A 14,207-nucleotide genomic window follows, 5' to 3' on the forward strand; every position below is an offset into this window, starting at 1 on the left:
GTGCTGAACCGGGCGAACCTGGGGATGGAAGTGATGCACGAGCGGAATGCGCACAACTTCCCGCTGGATTTGGCGGCAGTGGAGGTAGCGCCTGCGGTGCGTGGCTGATGGCCTGACCTGACGCTTCAACAGCATTGGTGGATCCCCCAGCTTGGTCTGGGGGATTTTTTTGTGGTTTCCCTAGCAACAAGAATGAAGTTTCGCCTACCCTCCAAGTGAAGAGGAACGGTTCGAGCCGCAGGGATCAGTGGGTGGCGCTCAGTTCCTTGGTTGGGCAGCATTGCAGAGCAGCAGGGCATCTGGATCCCAAAGGATCTGCCCATCAAGAGCCATTCTCCCCAACACCGGCATTCCTACTTGGGCTTCCAGGCGTGGGATCAAAGCTGCATCCAGCTCTGCCAAAGCCTGGGGATCCCCAGTTTCGGGCAGGGATCCAATCAGCACCCACCCCAAACCGCAGGCCTTGGCTTGGCGCAACAGGGCGGCAAAAGCGGCAGCTTGGCTCAGGGCGGCCTCCCGTTGCAACGTCAACAGCAAGCTAAACCCCCACGCATGGGCTAGATCGGCCCAAGTTTGGCCTGGCCCCAGGGGATCGGCAACGCTGCCCGGCAAAACCAGTAGGGGATCTTTTTCTCCTGCCCACTCGGAGATTTGTTGCCAGAGGGCCTTTAGCTGAGCTTCCGAAGGGTTGGGATCCACTCTGAGCCGGCCCCAAGGGCGTTGAACCACCTGCTGCCAAGCGTCGGCCACTGCCGTAGCTCCTGGGATCCCCGGCCAGGTGTTGGCCACCATCACCTTCATGGCTCTGCCTCCCATAGGGCGAGAAACTCCGGCTGGATCTCGAAGCCAAACACCAAAGCCATATCCCGCAGCATGGAGACGGATCCCAGGTTCTGCTGCTTAAACCACCGCATCAACACAAAGATCTTCTGATAGACAAAGATCTCCAACGCTTCTGGGTTGTAAACAATACCCTCCCGAGGGTTGAATTGGTGGGGCACCATCATAGCCGCGTAACGGGCGAGTTCTCCTTGGCGCCAATTGAGAAAGTAGGGCATCCAGGGGTAGACTGTATCCCAACGAATAAACCACAGGCGCACCTCCGGGATCTCGGACAGCTCCCGTGGATCCTCAGGGCTGCGCGGCCAATCGATGGCGCATTGCACCTGCTGGGCAGCACGCACGGGATCGGCCATCAAGGTTTTCACCAGCTCATGGCCGGGGGTGAGATCCAGAGTTTGAATGGCCTTGGCAGGAAGGTAGAGGGTAATCGGCACGGCAACACAGCTATCTGGCTTGCAAATGCAGCTTATCTCAGCTCTGCTCTGTCTTGCTCGCCACCGGGATCCCTAGACGGGTGAGATCCAGGGCAAAACCTGCCGTTACCAAAAACACTTGGTCGGCCAGGGGAGCCAGCCTTTGGGTCAGTTCCCCCATCCGATCCCGAAACCGCCGCCCCAGTGGGTAAGCGGGCACCACCCCCCAGCCCACTTCTTCAGACACCAGGAGGATCTCCCCTCTATGGCTTTGCAAGGTTGCCAAGAAGGATTGCACCAAGGGATCCCATTCTGAAGAGGGACAGTCTAGGCCCTGCGCCACCCATCCCCCCAGCGAATCCACCAGCGCACAACAGGGCTGGGGCAACTTTTGCAGTTCCGCCCCCAAGTCCCTCCCGGTTTCCCAAGTCTGCCAACTGGAAGGCCGCCGTTGCCGGTGCTGTTGAACGCGCTCTGCCCATTCTGGATCCGTCTTGGGATCGGGTTTCGGCCCGGTAGCCAGGTAGATAACCGGCAAGCCCGAAGCCGCAGCCAAACCCTCTGCCAGCCGGCTTTTGCCAGAGCGCACAGGGCCACAGATCAGCACAATCGCCATTGGGTAGAATGGAAATCCACTGAAGTTTGAGATTAACCTAACAACAGCGCACTTGAACTTCAGGCTCAAAAGCTCGACCATGACAGATCCCAAGCCAATATCTCCGCCTGAACAAAAGGCTGCTTCGGCCTCTTTTCGATCTGCTCAACCGCTCTGGCTCAGCCTAGCGCTGGGGATCACCACTGCTCCCGTTTTGTTGGGCTTGGTCTTGGCAGATCGGGCCGGGAAATGGCTGGGATCCCTGAGCTGGGAAGATCCGGGTTGGTGGCTGGGGGAGCGGCTGCCCAACTTAGACAGCGCCCCGCTACAGGCCCATGAGCAACAACGCAAAAACTTTGCCCCGGTCGAGAACCCCTAGCTTCTCTGTCACTTTCGTATCATAGGAAAGCGAACTAGCAGCAGGAGTTAACAGCCTTTGCGTAGACCGGCCAAACCGTCTCAGGAGTTCACCTCCACATTCTCGGGGGTGCTGTTTTGGACGAGCGCATTTCTCTTCACAACGGTGTTGAGCGCTTGCTTGGGCTACCTATTTGGCCAGCGAGCCCTATCCGGGGTTTCTTCTCCTGTCACCGGCTCCGGTCAGGCTTCTCGCTCCCGCGAAGTTCGGGATCCCCGCACTGTGCCCTTGCTGAACGAGGCTGAGGTAATTGCAGCAGCCGAAGCCAGCCTTCGTCCGTCCCCAACTCCCACCCCCCTCTTTACCCCAGCACCCACGCCGGTTGCAACTCCCACTCCAACACCCACCCCCAGATTGTCTCCTGAATTGGCGGCGGCCCCGTCGCCAACTCCTCGCCCCGCCACTCCATCTCCTCCACCTCCCCGTCCGCGTCAGCAGGACGGAGTTCCTGCCCCGCCGGCGCCCACACCACCTCCGCCCCCCCTACCAATTGCCGCCAGTGGACAGGTCTCTATGCAGGTGCTTTCGGTTCGTCGCGAGGGAAGCCAAGTGGTTCTGAATGTAGCTATGCAAAACAACTCGGCAGAGACGGTGCGCTTTCTCTATAGCTTCCTGAACATTACTGACGACAATGGACGGTCAATCAACGCGCTCACCCAGGGTTTGCCGGGGGAGCTGCCCCCCAATAGCCAAGTCTTCCAGGGAACCATCCGCATCCCAGCCTCGAGCCTAGCCGGATCCCGATCCCTGTCCCTGAGTTTGGCTGATTACCCCAGCCGCCGCCACCGAGTGGGAGCCAGTGGGATCCCAGTGCCGCCGTAACACCCCTCTTCCTTTAGCTTCAGCTAGAAATCGCAGGAGCCCCGCACTGTACCCGTAGGGTCAGTGCCGGGAGGAATGCGCTTTGATGAAGTACAATGAACTTATGACCCAAGTCCTGACCGTATCCTGCAAGCTCAAGGCGTCCCAGTCGCAAGCCGCAAAGTTGGATGCGACAATGGATGCCTTTGTGCAGGCGTTGAACTGGGTCAACCAGAACACGCCGGAGAAGATCGTCAACGCAGTCAAACTCCAATCCCTTTGCTACTACGAGATTCGAGCCCGGTTTGGCTTGTCCAGTAACTTGGCAAGGACTACGTCCCGCTTACGCGACCAACAGGTGTGCAGACGGGTAGCGGGTTCCCGCAAAGTGGCTAAGCAGAAAAAGCGTCCCGTCAAGGAGTTTAAGAGCGGCTTTGTTACCTACGACGCTCGCATCTTTTCGTTCCGTCAAAAAGACTGGACGGTGTCGCTGACCACGGTGGAAGGGAGAGAACGCTTTGAACTGGCCATTGGCAACTACCAGCGTGGGATGCTGGCTGGTTCCAACCCAAAAGCTGCCACCCTGGTCAAGCGCAAAGATGGCTCCTACTACATCCAGATTTGCGTAGAGGAAAAAACACCCAAACAACAAGATACCGACAAGGTGATCGGGGTGGACTTGGGGAGGACGGATATTGCCCATACGTCAGACGGGGACAATTGGAATGGACAGCAGTTGAACAGAGTCCGCGACCGCTACTCCAAGCTGAGGGCGGTACTCCAACGCAAAGCCAGTAAGGGCACACGCAGTTCGCGGCGTAGATGCAGAGAACTGTTGCAACGGCTGTCTGGCAAGGAGAGGCGCTTTCAGGCGTGGGTCAATCATCGCATCTCCAAAGCTATTGTCTCTAGGGCAAAGGTCACAAACAGCGCTATTGCTCTGGAAGACCTGACAGGGATCCGGGAAAGGGTCAATCAACAACCCCGCAGCAAAGCCGAGCGGCGTAGGACCAACAGTTGGGCGTTCTACCAACTACGCCAGTTTCTGGAGTACAAGGCGAGGGTTGCAGGGGTTTCTCTGGTTCTTGTGCCGCCTGCTTACACGTCGCAGACCTGTCACAAGTGTTTACACATCCATCCCGATCCTGCGCAATCCTACCGCAGTGGTAAGTCGTTCAAGTGTGGGCACTGTGGATGGGAAGGGGATGCGGATTTGAATGGTGCGAATGTGATTGCGCTCTTGGGGGCTGTCGTAAACCAGCCTAGAGGTTCGGGCCTGTTTTGTTCTCTGGTAGAGCAGAGCAGGCTCAGGGCTACTGAAAGCCCGCTCCGTACCGCTTAGCGGTCGGAGCCGGGTAGTTTACTGGGGCTATCGTCGTCGCGCTCGCAGCACCGAGATCCTGCAAAAGTTGACAGAGGCTTACCCCAGCCGGCGGCGGGCTACCCTTCTCTGGCAGCATCTTCATCAGCAGTTTGGGCCGGCGTTGCTTGCTTCTGTGCCGGACGAATGGCTAGGACGGTTGGTGGGGGTGTCGGGAGATCTGATCCAACGTTGCCGCCAAGAAATGAGGATCCCTGCTGGCGCTTTGGGCTGCAGAGAGCAAGATTGAGACGGGGGGAGCCCAAGAGAGAAACTCGAGCGCTTGTTTCACCAAAAGACAAGCTGCTGCCGCCTCAACCCCAGCAAAAGGACGGCAAAACACTTGGTCAAAGGAATTGGTGGCTTTCCGGCTGCAACACTATCTCGCTCGGTACAGCACCAGCGGGCGCTGTAAGGGCAAAGCAGATGGCTTCCGCAGCCGTGGCAGGGCTGAGCATCTTGTCTCGTTGCACCTTCAGGCTGATGGGATCCCAGAAGGGTGAGTCGATGCCCCCGAAGTAAAACAGCGTAAATCTGACCCCAAAGCGCTTCAGCTCATCGGCCATGCACTTGCTAAACCCGACCACCCCAAACTTGGCCGCACAGTAAGCAGAGGCCATCGCCATGGGATGACGTCCAAGGACGCCGGGAAAATTGAGGATGTGGCCGGATTTTTGCTCCCGCATGGGGTTGGCAGCCAGTTGGCTGGTGTAGAAGCTGCCCTTCAGGTTGACCGCCAGCATTCGCTCCAGGTCTGCGGGGGTTAGCTGGTGAGCAGGCTTCAGGATCCCGGCCCCGGCCAGGTTAATCAGCACGTCAATGCGCCCATGCTTTTGCACCGTTTGGTTGACCAGTGCCTCTACCTGGGCATAGTCCGTCACATCAGTGGGGATCCCCAATCCAGAGGCAGCCCCCAAAGAGGCTGATTTCTCCACCAGAGCTCGCAGGGGCTCTTCTCGCCGAGCGGCCAACACCAGATGGGATCCGGCCTGAGCCAGCATGGGCACCAGGACGCTGCCGATACCCCCTGTTGCCCCTGTGATCAAAATAACTGCCTGCGATAGCGGAGAAGACACGTTACGTTTCTTAAACTCTTTTTCCCATCATACACAGGGATCCCGACAAGCCAGTCACAGCCCCACTGGATCCCTCGACAGAGGTCATCTGAGCGGTGGAGAAGACAGGAAAGGCTGGTACAGCCACAACCCACTGAACCCCAGGGTTAGGAGAGTGAGGGGCAGGCCAAAGCGCAGATGTTCTCCAAACGAGAGCACGTAGCCTTTTTTGGCCGCTGCCTCGACTGTGATCAGATTGGCCACCGCCCCAAATAGTGTCAAATTGCCTGCCAAAGTGGAGCCAGCAGCCAGCAACAGCCAAGCGGTGGTCTCCTGTCGGGGCAGGAACGATTGCAGCAACAGCACTGCCGGCACATTGGAGATGAGGTTGGATAAAACGGCCACACTACTCAGCAGGGCAAGAGGGGATCCCGCCAGACTCTCCGCCAAGGATCCCAAGCTCATCCCCCAAGCAGTGACCAGCTCTCCCGTTGCCCGCGTCAGGATAAATAGCCCGGAAAACATCACCAGCAGATTCCAGTCCACCTGCTCCAAAAATCGCTCTGGCTTCAGCCTACGGGTAATCAACAACAGGGCCGCCGCCACCAAAGCCGATTCTGCCAAGGGAAGTCCGGCTACAAAGGCCACAAACAGCCCCCCCGTAATCACCACGCTCTTGCGCAACAGGGGCGGATAGAGCCGCAGCGGTAGCCAAGGCACCTGGGCAAAGGGTTTCAACGAGCGCACCTCAGGGTAGTACAGCCACAGCAACCCCACTTCCAGCAGCAGCCCTACCACGGCAATGGGGGTCATCTGGGCAGCAAACTCCAGATAGCCGATCCCAGAGAAGGAGCCGATCAGGATATTCTGCGGGTTGCCGCTCAGGGTGGCGACGGATCCCAGGTTGGTGGCTGCCGCCAAGCCCAGCAGATAGGGAATCGGGTTTAACCCCAGCACCGTTGTGACCTGCAAAGTCAGGGGAGTAAACACCAGCGCCAGCGTGTCGTTGAGCAGGAAAGCCGAGAGCAGCCCGCTGCCGAACACCAGCATGATCAACAGACCAAAGGGGCTGCGGCTCACCCGAATCAAGCCCAGCAAAGCCAACTGAAAAGCCCCCCCATAGGACAAGCTGGCATTTACCACCATCATGCTCAGGAGAAACACAATCGTGGTCGGGTCAATGGCTTCCCAAGCCTGCCGTAGCGACAAGGTCCCCAAGCCAATCAACAGGGCGGATCCCACCAGGGCGATGGTGGCCCGGTTCATACGCAACCTAGGCAGGGATCCCAGTCCCAACCCGACATAGCTCAAACCCAACACCAACCAAGACAGCCCCTGCACCCCCCGATCCCTCCCGCACTTCTTTCAGGATCCCTGATGGGTTCAGCCAATGGCAAAGGCTGGAGTTGAAACAGGCCCAACATTCCCGATACTCAATGAAGTCACAAATAAGTCACAAGAACCAATCATGGTCAGAAACCTTTCGGGATAGTCCAAAAGCTCCGCTGGATCAGCGCGTTTGCCTCGGCGAGCTGCAGACCGAGCAGAGGTGGCGAGAATATCCAAGGTCTGGCCATCGTTCGTAGGATAATGGGAGCCCGCAGACATTGAGTTACCCACCGTTCACTGAGGAGTTGTCCCCTTGGTCAAAGAACGCGTAGAGGTCATCGTCCCGGCCACCACCGCCAATTTGGGGCCAGGGTTCGACTGCATCGGTGCAGCCCTAGAGCTCTACAATCACTTCTATTTTCGCGAGATCCCTTCCGGCCTCAGCATCCACTACCGCGGCAGCGACCACATCAGCCAGAGCAAGGACAACCTGGTGTACCGGGCTTTTTGCCGCGCCTTTGAGTTGCTGAGTAAGCCTGTGCCGGGGGTAGAAATCGAAATTACCCTCAACGTGCCCCTGGCGCGGGGGTTGGGCAGTTCTGCCACCGCCATTGTCGGCGGCTTACTGGGGGCCAATGCCATTGGAGCACTCAACTTAGCTCCCGAAACCCTTCTACAACTGGCTATTGCCTTGGAGGGCCACCCAGACAATGTGGTGCCCGCCCTGCAGGGCAGTTGTCAGCTTTGTGTGCAGGGACAGCAGGGGCAATGGGTGTTTTGTCCCGTGGAGTGGCATGAGAGCATTGGCATCCTGGCCGTAGTGCCCAACTTTAAGCTTTCCACCCAAGCGGCCCGCGAGATCCTGCCCAAATCCGTCAGCTTGGCGGATGCGGTTTTTTCCAGCAGCCATCTGGGCCTGCTCATTCGCAGCTTGCAGTCGGGGCGGGTGGACTGGCTGAAGGTGGCTCTGCAGGATCGGCTGCACCAGCCGGCGCGTATGGAGCTGATCACTGGGTTCAAAACGGTTCAAGCTGCAGCCATGGCTGCCGGAGCCTATGGGGTGGTGATCAGCGGAGCCGGCCCCACTCTTCTGGCCCTCTGTGCTCCCGAGAATCGGGAACGGGTGGGATCCGCGATGGTCAGCGCTTGGGCGCAGTTGGATATTGAAGCGGAGGCCAAACTGCTCAACCTGGACCGGCAGGGAGGACGGGTGGTGATCCACTCCCAGCCGTCTGGATAGGAAACTCCCTCTCCAGTCGGGGAGCTACCCTGCTGCCGGGAAGCCATCTTGCAGCAGCAACACCAAGGGCGGAAGAAATAGCCAAGCCGCCACCATCAAGGACGCCACTGCCGCCATCAACACCGCTGCCGCCGCGCAATCTTTGGCGATCTCGGCCAGGAGATGGTACTTGCTGCCCAGGGTGAGATCCACCACTGCTTCCAGAGCGGTATTCACCAGCTCCAGCGCCATCACCAAACCGCTGGTTAGGCTAATCACGGCCATTTCCAGGGCGCTCAGCTGCAGGCCCAGCCCAAGGCCAAAGGCCATCACCGCCATCACCATGTGAATGCGCAAGTTGCGCTGGGTGCGGATGGCATAGACCAAGCCCTTGCCCGCGTAGTAGAAACTTTTGCCCAAGTTGTCGGCCACTTGCCAAGAGGGGGGGCGTCGCCAGGGATCCCTTCCCAAAGGCTCGGCACTGGCTGCCCGATCCGCCTCAGATGGCTGCGCTGGGTCTCTGGAATGGACGCGCCGCCGGAACACCGCCAGGCGAGAACGCTCCGGCAACCGACTAGGGCTGTTGGCCATGGGCCACCTCCCCATCCAGTTGGATGGCGGCAAGCAACTGTCGCTGTTGCTGCAACATGCGCTGCAGGGACAGTTCATCTGGGTGATCCCACCCCAGCAGATGGAGCAACCCGTGGCTGGCCAACCAGGCCAACTCTTGCGAGAGACGATGCCCCTGCGCTTTGGCCTGTGCGCGGGCGGTGGGCACCGAAATCACAATATCCCCCAGTAGGCGTACCCCCGTTATGTCTTGGATCCCAAAGGGGGCAAGCATCTCCTGTGCGGCAAAGGCCAGCACGTCGGTAGGCTCGTCGAGGTGGCGAAACTCGCGGTTGAGCTGGCGGATGTGCTCATCGGAAGTGAGGCAAAGGCTGAGCTCGCATGGCTCCTGGACTCCCAGCTCTTTCAGCCAGATCTCAAACCAATGACGCCAAGTGGCTTCTTCAACCGGGCTGGGGAGGTTGAATTGCAGATAGAGATCTAGAGATCCATCCATGCGGGCCTCACTCACACCACGCCCCCTATTCTACTAGTTTGCCCGGATTGGGCCAGGTTTTGTTTCTCTGCTCCGCAAGCTGCTGCAGCACCTGTCGCAGTCGATTCTCCAACAGATGGCAGCCTGAGTCCAAATCCTCTGTCGGGAACAGATCCCCGGCAACGCCGACCGCCCAGGCCCCTGCTTGCAGGTATTCCGCTGCCTTGGCCAAGGTGACTCCCCCGGTGGGGATCAACGGCAGGGATCCCAGCACCGATTGTAGATGGCGCAGGTAGCGGGATCCCCCCATGCTCTCCACCGGAAACACCTTTACTGCCGTTGCCCCCGCCTGCCACGCCCTCCAGATCTCGCTGGGGGTGAGGGCACCGGGCACGATGGGCAGCCCCACCTCCCGACCCCAGCGGATAACTTGCTCATCGGTTAAGGGGCAAACGCAAAACTGGGCTCCTGCCTGCCAAGCCTGCTCCGCCACCTGCCGATCGAGAACAGTGCCCACCCCTATCCAACACTGCGGGTGGTCTTGTCGCAGTTGGGCAATCAGCTCCAGATATTGGGGAACTTGCGTGGTGATTTCAATGTGGCGGATCCCGGCTCGGATGGCCAGCATGGCTCCCTCGAGAGCTTGGGCTGGGCTGGCCCAGAGGCGGATCACGGCAATCAGCGGCTGCTGCCACAGATGGAGTAACCAGGGGTGCTGTGACCCTTTTCTGAAACTGCACTCAGCATCCTCGAATGCCATCTGTAGGAAAATACCCGCTCAGTGTTTTGCAGTTGCTTGGGTTTAGCTTAAGTTTAATTGCAATCCAAAAACGAAAAAGTCAGCCTGCCAATGAAATAATGACAAACCATAAAGCCTAAACGTCTTTTCTTTCAAGGGAAAGCCTAGCAGATGACTCAGGAACAAGCAAAGCCGGTGTTTTATAGGGGCAACTGTTTGCGCGTTCGTGGCCTTTGCCGGAGTGTTTGCTTTTCCCAGCTTTTCACGGCGTTGCTGGTTCCTGCTCTGGCCTTGTTGTCTCCCTAACCGGTGCTGAACTCAGCAGAGAAGAGGAGGAAGATTCCTCAAACCAAAGGTGCCGCAAGGTATCCCGTCTGTATGAGGCAACTTTTTGGTTGGCCTTCTAAGCGTGAGGTTTGCCAGCAGGTGAGCGGCCAGTTTATCGTCATTTCCTAGTTTTTCTAGTCCGTTGAGGTTGCTGCCGCTTGAGTTGCATGCCGTCAGGCCTGTGGGATCCGGAGGTGGAGTCGCTACTGTCTGGCTCTTCTGTTGCTGTTCGGAGTAGCCCTAAATAGCCAGCTCAGGCCCGATTCAGATCCGTGGGGATCTTTGTATCCTTAGGGTCGATGGGTCAGTCGCAGAGGGTGTGAGGAGTGACGAGTCTCAGTCGTGGGGCACACAGGCTAAAAGGGTGGATAGCGCTCGGATTGCTCACCCTCTTGCTGCTGTGGGGGGGTGCCCCGTCTCAGGCGCAGAATGTCAACCAATTGCAACAGCGGCAGCAGCAGATCCAGCAACAAATCCAGAGCACTCAGCGCCGCTTGGGAGAACTGCGCCAAGCAGAAGAAGAAGCCCGCCGCCGCATGGGATCCCTGCAGCAAAACCTTCGACAGACCGAATCCAGCCTTCGCGACAATCAGTATCGTCTGGAACAAGCCCAGAAAGCCCTGGAGCAAGCTCAAAGGGAGCTGCAGGAGCTGGAAGACCGCCTGAGACGGCAGCAACAGGGCACGGCGGCCCGTTTGCGCTACATGCAGCGACAGGGGGCCGAACATTGGTGGGCTTTGCTGCTCACCAGCCGTGACTTGAACGAGTTTTTCGACCGCCGCCACCAACTGCAACTGTTGATCGAGGCGGATCGGCAGTTGATCCAAGAGCTGCAAGCAATGGCCAAGGAGGTGGATCAACAGCGCATTGCTCTGGAGATGCAGCGCAACGAGATCTCTTTGATTTTGCAGGAGCTGGCCGCCCAGAAGAACCAACTGCAGCAGCAGGCGGTCGCCCAAGAGCAGCTGTTGAGCCGCTTGGCCAACGAACGCGCGGCCTATGAAGCAGCCCAACGGCGGCTGGAAGCCGATTCCCAACAGTTGACTCTCCTCATCCAGCAACTGATCGCCCAGCAGGCCCAACAGCAGGGGGGCAGGGATCCCGTTCAAGGGACGGGCCGATTCATCGCTCCGGTGCGCGGGCCGATCACCAGTGGCTTTGGCTGGCGGGTTCACCCCATCTACCGCAGTCGCCGCTTTCATGCGGGGATCGATTTTGGTGTGCCCACCGGCACTGCGGTGAGAGCCTCCGACCGGGGCACCGTCATCTACGCCGGCTGGTACGGCGGCTATGGCTACACGGTGATTGTGAATCACGGGGGCGGCATCACCACCCTGTACGCCCACAACAGCCGCGTTGCCGTTGGGGTAGGCCAGCAGGTACAGCGGGGGCAAGCAATTGCTGCTTCCGGCTCCACCGGCCTCTCCACCGGGCCCCATGTTCACTTTGAAGTGCGCGTCAACGGCCAACCGGTGGATCCCCGCCGCTACCTGTGAAGCAAAGCCTCCGTCGGCAACAGCTTCAGGGATCCCGCCTGCAATGTCCACCGCACATCGGCAATGGAGGACAGCTCTTCCGGGTCGTGGGAAACCACCAACACCGTCCAGGTGGACTTTAGCCGAGCCAACAGCTCGATCAACTGCCGTCGCACCGACCAATCCAATCCTGCCGTCGGCTCATCCAGCAACAGCAAAAACGGGCCACGGATCAACTGGACGGCCAGGGCCAAGCGCCGCTGTTGCCCGCCGCTGAGGCGGTTTGGGGAGGTATGTAGAGGGATCCCTTCCAATCCCACCTGTCTGAGGGCGTTTTCGATCTCTTTTCTCTGTAGCTCTGGATAACCAAAGCGCATTTCCTCCAGCACCGTCAAGCCGCAAAAGTGGCGCTCTGGAAACTGAAACACCAACCCCGCCATGCTGCGCAAGCGGTTGGGGGAAAGTTCTGCCCCTCCCCAGGTAATCCGTCCTTGGGTGGGCCGCGCCAAGCCAGCCAAAATCTCCAGCAGGGTGCTCTTGCCCGCCCCACTTTTGCCCACGATCAGCCCCAACTGGTTCAGGCCCAACTCAAAGGAAAGATCGTTGAGAATGGGCTGGGAAACGCCTGCCGGATGGTAGGAAAGATGCTGAACTTGCAACATGGGGGGCAAAAGAGGGGGATGCTGTCGTTATTTTGGCACCGGAAGATCCCCGCGCGACAGCTATGGCCCTTCTTCAGCGGGAAGGTCGAAGCTTGGGAAACACCTCTATCGGGAGGAGCAGATTAAGCTAGCCTGAAGGTAGGGTAAATTATCGCTCTGGTTATCCTGATGGCGCAGCCTTCTTCTGCAGATTCTCCTTCGGTTGGGGCGGGATCCCCCCCCCAGCTGAGTTACACCCGCCTGGCCATGCGCAACATGGTGCGCAAAGGCAAGACTTCCCTGCTTCACTTCACCCTGACAGCGGTGGGGTTGGTGGCCCTGCTGGTGGGGCTGGCCTACCTGTTTCACTAAGTTCTGTTAAGTTCCGTGGGCGGGTTCTGGCCATACTCTCCTGCGGCTGTTCCTCGGCCGGGAAAGATACACGCTGAGGGGTCTTTCTTGTTACACTCCATGTCCCTTTTTAAGCTTTTCCCAAGGTTAGTGTTAGGAAGGAACAAGCAGCAATGGCTCCTACGGTTCGAGCGCACGGCAATCCCGGCTGCTGAAACGCCAACCTTTGGCTTTTGGATTTTGGCCTATGCAAACTTCGCCAGACCTCACCTCCGCTCGTTCTGTCATTCGCCTGCTGTTGTTTGCCAAGAGTCGAGCTGTCGTTGCCGAACTTGAGGAACATCTGCGCCAGCACATCCAGGGGTTGCCCGGCCAATACCCTGCCCAACTGGAAGTGGTGCCGCTGGAGGAGCACCCCTACCTGGCGGAGCATTACAAGCTGGTAGTGACCCCGGCTCTGGTCAAGGCTGAACCCTTGCCTGCTCAGGTTTTGGCAGGCGAAGACTTGGCGACGCAGTTGGAAGTGTGGTGGCCCCGTTGGCAAGGCCAGGCGGCTTTGGCTTCCCATGGACCTACGGTCCGCTTCCGCGAACAAGAGGGGGCAGGACGGCATCCCACCTCCCCTCCAACCACTGAGGCACTGTTGCAAATGTCGGAAGAGGTGTTTTTGCTGCGGCAGGAGCGGGCCCAATTGCGGGAGCAGTTGGACTTCAAAGATCGCGTTCTGGCCATGCTGGTGCATGATTTGCGCAGTCCCCTGACGGCCACGGCTCTGGCGGTCGAAACCCTGCAGCAGGGGCGCGAGGGATCCCTGGACAAAGCGCTGGAACGGCAGTTGTTCGACCATGCCCGCCAGCAACTGCGCAAGATGGACAGCATGATCACCGATATCCTGGAGTCGGCCCGCGGCGCTGCCTCGGAGCTGAGAATTCGAGCCGTAGAAACCCAGTTGCCCACTCTGTGTCAGTCGGTGATCGAGGAGCTGTGGCCGCGCATTCAAGGCAAGCGGCTGCAGTTTCAAGCGGATATTCCCGTGGATCTGCCCTCCGTTCACGTGGATCCCGACAAGATCCGCCAAGTTCTGTTCAACCTGCTGGACAACGCCATCAAGTACACCCCCGCCGAGGGATCCATCCGCCTCGATGTCCTCCATCGCACCAGCCAAAAGGTGCAGGTGACCGTCAGCGATACTGGCCCTGGGATCCCGGAAGCCGACCAAGAGAGCATCTTCTCCGATTCTGTCCGTCTGTCCCGGGATCAACAGCAGGAGGGCTATGGCATCGGCCTTTCCCTCTGCCGACGGATCGTGCGCGCTCACTACGGCCAGATTTGGGTGGAGTCTTCCTTGGGCAAAGGCAGCAGCTTTCATTTCACTTTGCCCGTGTATCGGCTCTGCAAGGGCTAGCCGGGAGCTGGCTCCCCATGGGTGTGGGTGTGAGCCCCCTCAGAGAGAACAGATCTGACGGTTTTCCTGGACTTGGCAAAAGCGCTCCGCGCCGCTTCCGCGACTATTCCCAGCCCCTCTTCCAGAGGGAAAGGGGGGTCACGGATCAACCTAAGTTTTTAAAACGACTCCGAGTGGATGCTCTGGCAACA

17 protein-coding genes are annotated in these 14,207 nt (G+C 58.9%); 8 read left to right on the plus strand and 9 right to left on the minus strand.

Annotated features, from left to right (window positions below; all coding sequences use genetic code 11):
* Positions 1 to 258: 258 nt before the first annotated feature.
* Genes NW828_RS00005 through cobU form a run of 3 tightly spaced genes read right to left on the minus strand, consistent with a single transcriptional unit; the run spans position 259 to position 1,872 of the window.
* Complete coding sequence (locus NW828_RS00005) at positions 259 to 816, minus strand: hypothetical protein (RefSeq protein WP_414380791.1); 558 nt, start codon at positions 814 to 816, stop codon at positions 259 to 261.
* Positions 798 to 1,277 (minus strand): CRR6 family NdhI maturation factor, encoded by a 480-nt coding sequence (locus tag NW828_RS00010; RefSeq protein ID WP_011432033.1) that lies wholly within the window; start codon positions 1,275 to 1,277, stop codon positions 798 to 800. The genes NW828_RS00005 and NW828_RS00010 overlap by 19 nt, the downstream gene beginning before the upstream one ends.
* A gap of 37 nt (positions 1,278 to 1,314) precedes the next feature.
* Complete coding sequence (cobU, locus tag NW828_RS00015; RefSeq protein WP_414331153.1) at positions 1,315 to 1,872, minus strand: bifunctional adenosylcobinamide kinase/adenosylcobinamide-phosphate guanylyltransferase; 558 nt, start codon at positions 1,870 to 1,872, stop codon at positions 1,315 to 1,317.
* Positions 1,873 to 1,951: 79 nt separating this feature from the next.
* Here cobU and NW828_RS00020 point away from each other — a divergent pair, with 79 nt between their 5' ends.
* The 4 genes from NW828_RS00020 (at position 1,952) to NW828_RS00035 (ending at position 4,680) form a co-directional block, all read left to right on the plus strand.
* Positions 1,952 to 2,230 carry a hypothetical protein gene (locus NW828_RS00020; RefSeq protein ID WP_414380792.1) on the plus strand — a complete coding sequence of 93 codons (279 nt, stop codon included), beginning with the start codon at positions 1,952 to 1,954 and terminating at the stop codon, positions 2,228 to 2,230.
* A 57-nt stretch (positions 2,231 to 2,287) separates the two neighbouring features.
* Positions 2,288 to 3,091, plus strand: a complete 804-nt coding sequence (locus tag NW828_RS00025) for a hypothetical protein (RefSeq protein WP_414380793.1) — start codon at positions 2,288 to 2,290, stop codon at positions 3,089 to 3,091.
* 103 nt (positions 3,092 to 3,194) lie between these two features.
* On the plus strand, positions 3,195 to 4,412 hold the full coding sequence (locus tag NW828_RS00030) for an RNA-guided endonuclease InsQ/TnpB family protein (RefSeq protein WP_414380872.1): 1,218 nt from the start codon (positions 3,195 to 3,197) through the stop codon (positions 4,410 to 4,412).
* Between the two features lie 67 nt (positions 4,413 to 4,479).
* On the plus strand, positions 4,480 to 4,680 hold the full coding sequence (locus NW828_RS00035; protein ID WP_414380794.1) for a hypothetical protein: 201 nt from the start codon (positions 4,480 to 4,482) through the stop codon (positions 4,678 to 4,680).
* A gap of 97 nt (positions 4,681 to 4,777) precedes the next feature.
* Here the strand turns inward: NW828_RS00035 and NW828_RS00040 are convergent, their stop codons facing one another.
* Entirely contained in the window at positions 4,778 to 5,506 is a 729-nt protein-coding gene (locus NW828_RS00040) for an SDR family oxidoreductase (RefSeq protein WP_414380795.1), read from the minus strand.
* A gap of 84 nt (positions 5,507 to 5,590) precedes the next feature.
* Positions 5,591 to 6,826, minus strand: coding sequence for an anion transporter (locus NW828_RS00045; RefSeq protein ID WP_414380796.1), 1,236 nt, complete (start codon positions 6,824 to 6,826; stop codon positions 5,591 to 5,593).
* 301 nt (positions 6,827 to 7,127) lie between these two features.
* Between NW828_RS00045 and thrB the strand changes: the two genes are divergently transcribed.
* A complete protein-coding gene (thrB, locus tag NW828_RS00050) occupies positions 7,128 to 8,054 on the plus strand; it encodes a homoserine kinase (protein ID WP_011433497.1) in 927 nt (308 codons plus the stop codon).
* Positions 8,055 to 8,078: 24 nt separating this feature from the next.
* On the opposite strand, the gene NW828_RS00055 is transcribed toward thrB, so the two are convergent.
* From NW828_RS00055 to eda, 3 genes are read right to left on the minus strand one after another with little or no spacing between them, the layout of a single operon-like run.
* Positions 8,079 to 8,624 carry a diacylglycerol kinase family protein gene (locus tag NW828_RS00055; protein ID WP_414329599.1) on the minus strand — a complete coding sequence of 182 codons (546 nt, stop codon included), beginning with the start codon at positions 8,622 to 8,624 and terminating at the stop codon, positions 8,079 to 8,081.
* The gene (gene ybeY, locus NW828_RS00060; RefSeq protein WP_414380797.1) at positions 8,608 to 9,099 is read right to left on the minus strand and encodes an rRNA maturation RNase YbeY; all 492 of its coding nucleotides are present in this window, start codon (positions 9,097 to 9,099) and stop codon (positions 8,608 to 8,610) included. Before ybeY ends, NW828_RS00055 begins: the two co-directional genes overlap by 17 nt.
* 25 nt (positions 9,100 to 9,124) lie before the next feature.
* Complete coding sequence (gene eda / locus NW828_RS00065) at positions 9,125 to 9,838, minus strand: bifunctional 4-hydroxy-2-oxoglutarate aldolase/2-dehydro-3-deoxy-phosphogluconate aldolase (RefSeq protein ID WP_414380798.1); 714 nt, start codon at positions 9,836 to 9,838, stop codon at positions 9,125 to 9,127.
* Between the two features lie 686 nt (positions 9,839 to 10,524).
* Here eda and NW828_RS00070 point away from each other — a divergent pair.
* On the plus strand, positions 10,525 to 11,640 hold the full coding sequence (locus tag NW828_RS00070) for a murein hydrolase activator EnvC family protein (RefSeq protein WP_414380799.1): 1,116 nt from the start codon (positions 10,525 to 10,527) through the stop codon (positions 11,638 to 11,640).
* Here NW828_RS00070 and NW828_RS00075 read toward each other — a convergent pair.
* Positions 11,631 to 12,281, minus strand: a complete 651-nt coding sequence (locus NW828_RS00075; protein ID WP_011433492.1) for an ABC transporter ATP-binding protein — start codon at positions 12,279 to 12,281, stop codon at positions 11,631 to 11,633. The two genes, NW828_RS00070 and NW828_RS00075, sit on opposite strands and share 10 nt — an antisense overlap.
* A gap of 168 nt (positions 12,282 to 12,449) precedes the next feature.
* On the opposite strand from NW828_RS00075, the gene NW828_RS00080 reads away from it, so the two are divergent.
* Both NW828_RS00080 and NW828_RS00085 read left to right on the plus strand, forming a co-directional pair.
* Complete coding sequence (locus NW828_RS00080; protein ID WP_414352125.1) at positions 12,450 to 12,632, plus strand: DUF3285 domain-containing protein; 183 nt, start codon at positions 12,450 to 12,452, stop codon at positions 12,630 to 12,632.
* 226 nt (positions 12,633 to 12,858) lie between these two features.
* Positions 12,859 to 14,016, plus strand: coding sequence for a histidine kinase (locus NW828_RS00085; protein WP_414380800.1), 1,158 nt, complete (start codon positions 12,859 to 12,861; stop codon positions 14,014 to 14,016).
* Positions 14,017 to 14,207 lie beyond the last annotated feature (191 nt).

The organism is Synechococcus sp. W55.2, assembly GCF_047461635.1.
Taxonomy (GTDB): domain Bacteria; phylum Cyanobacteriota; class Cyanobacteriia; order Thermostichales; family Thermostichaceae; genus Thermostichus.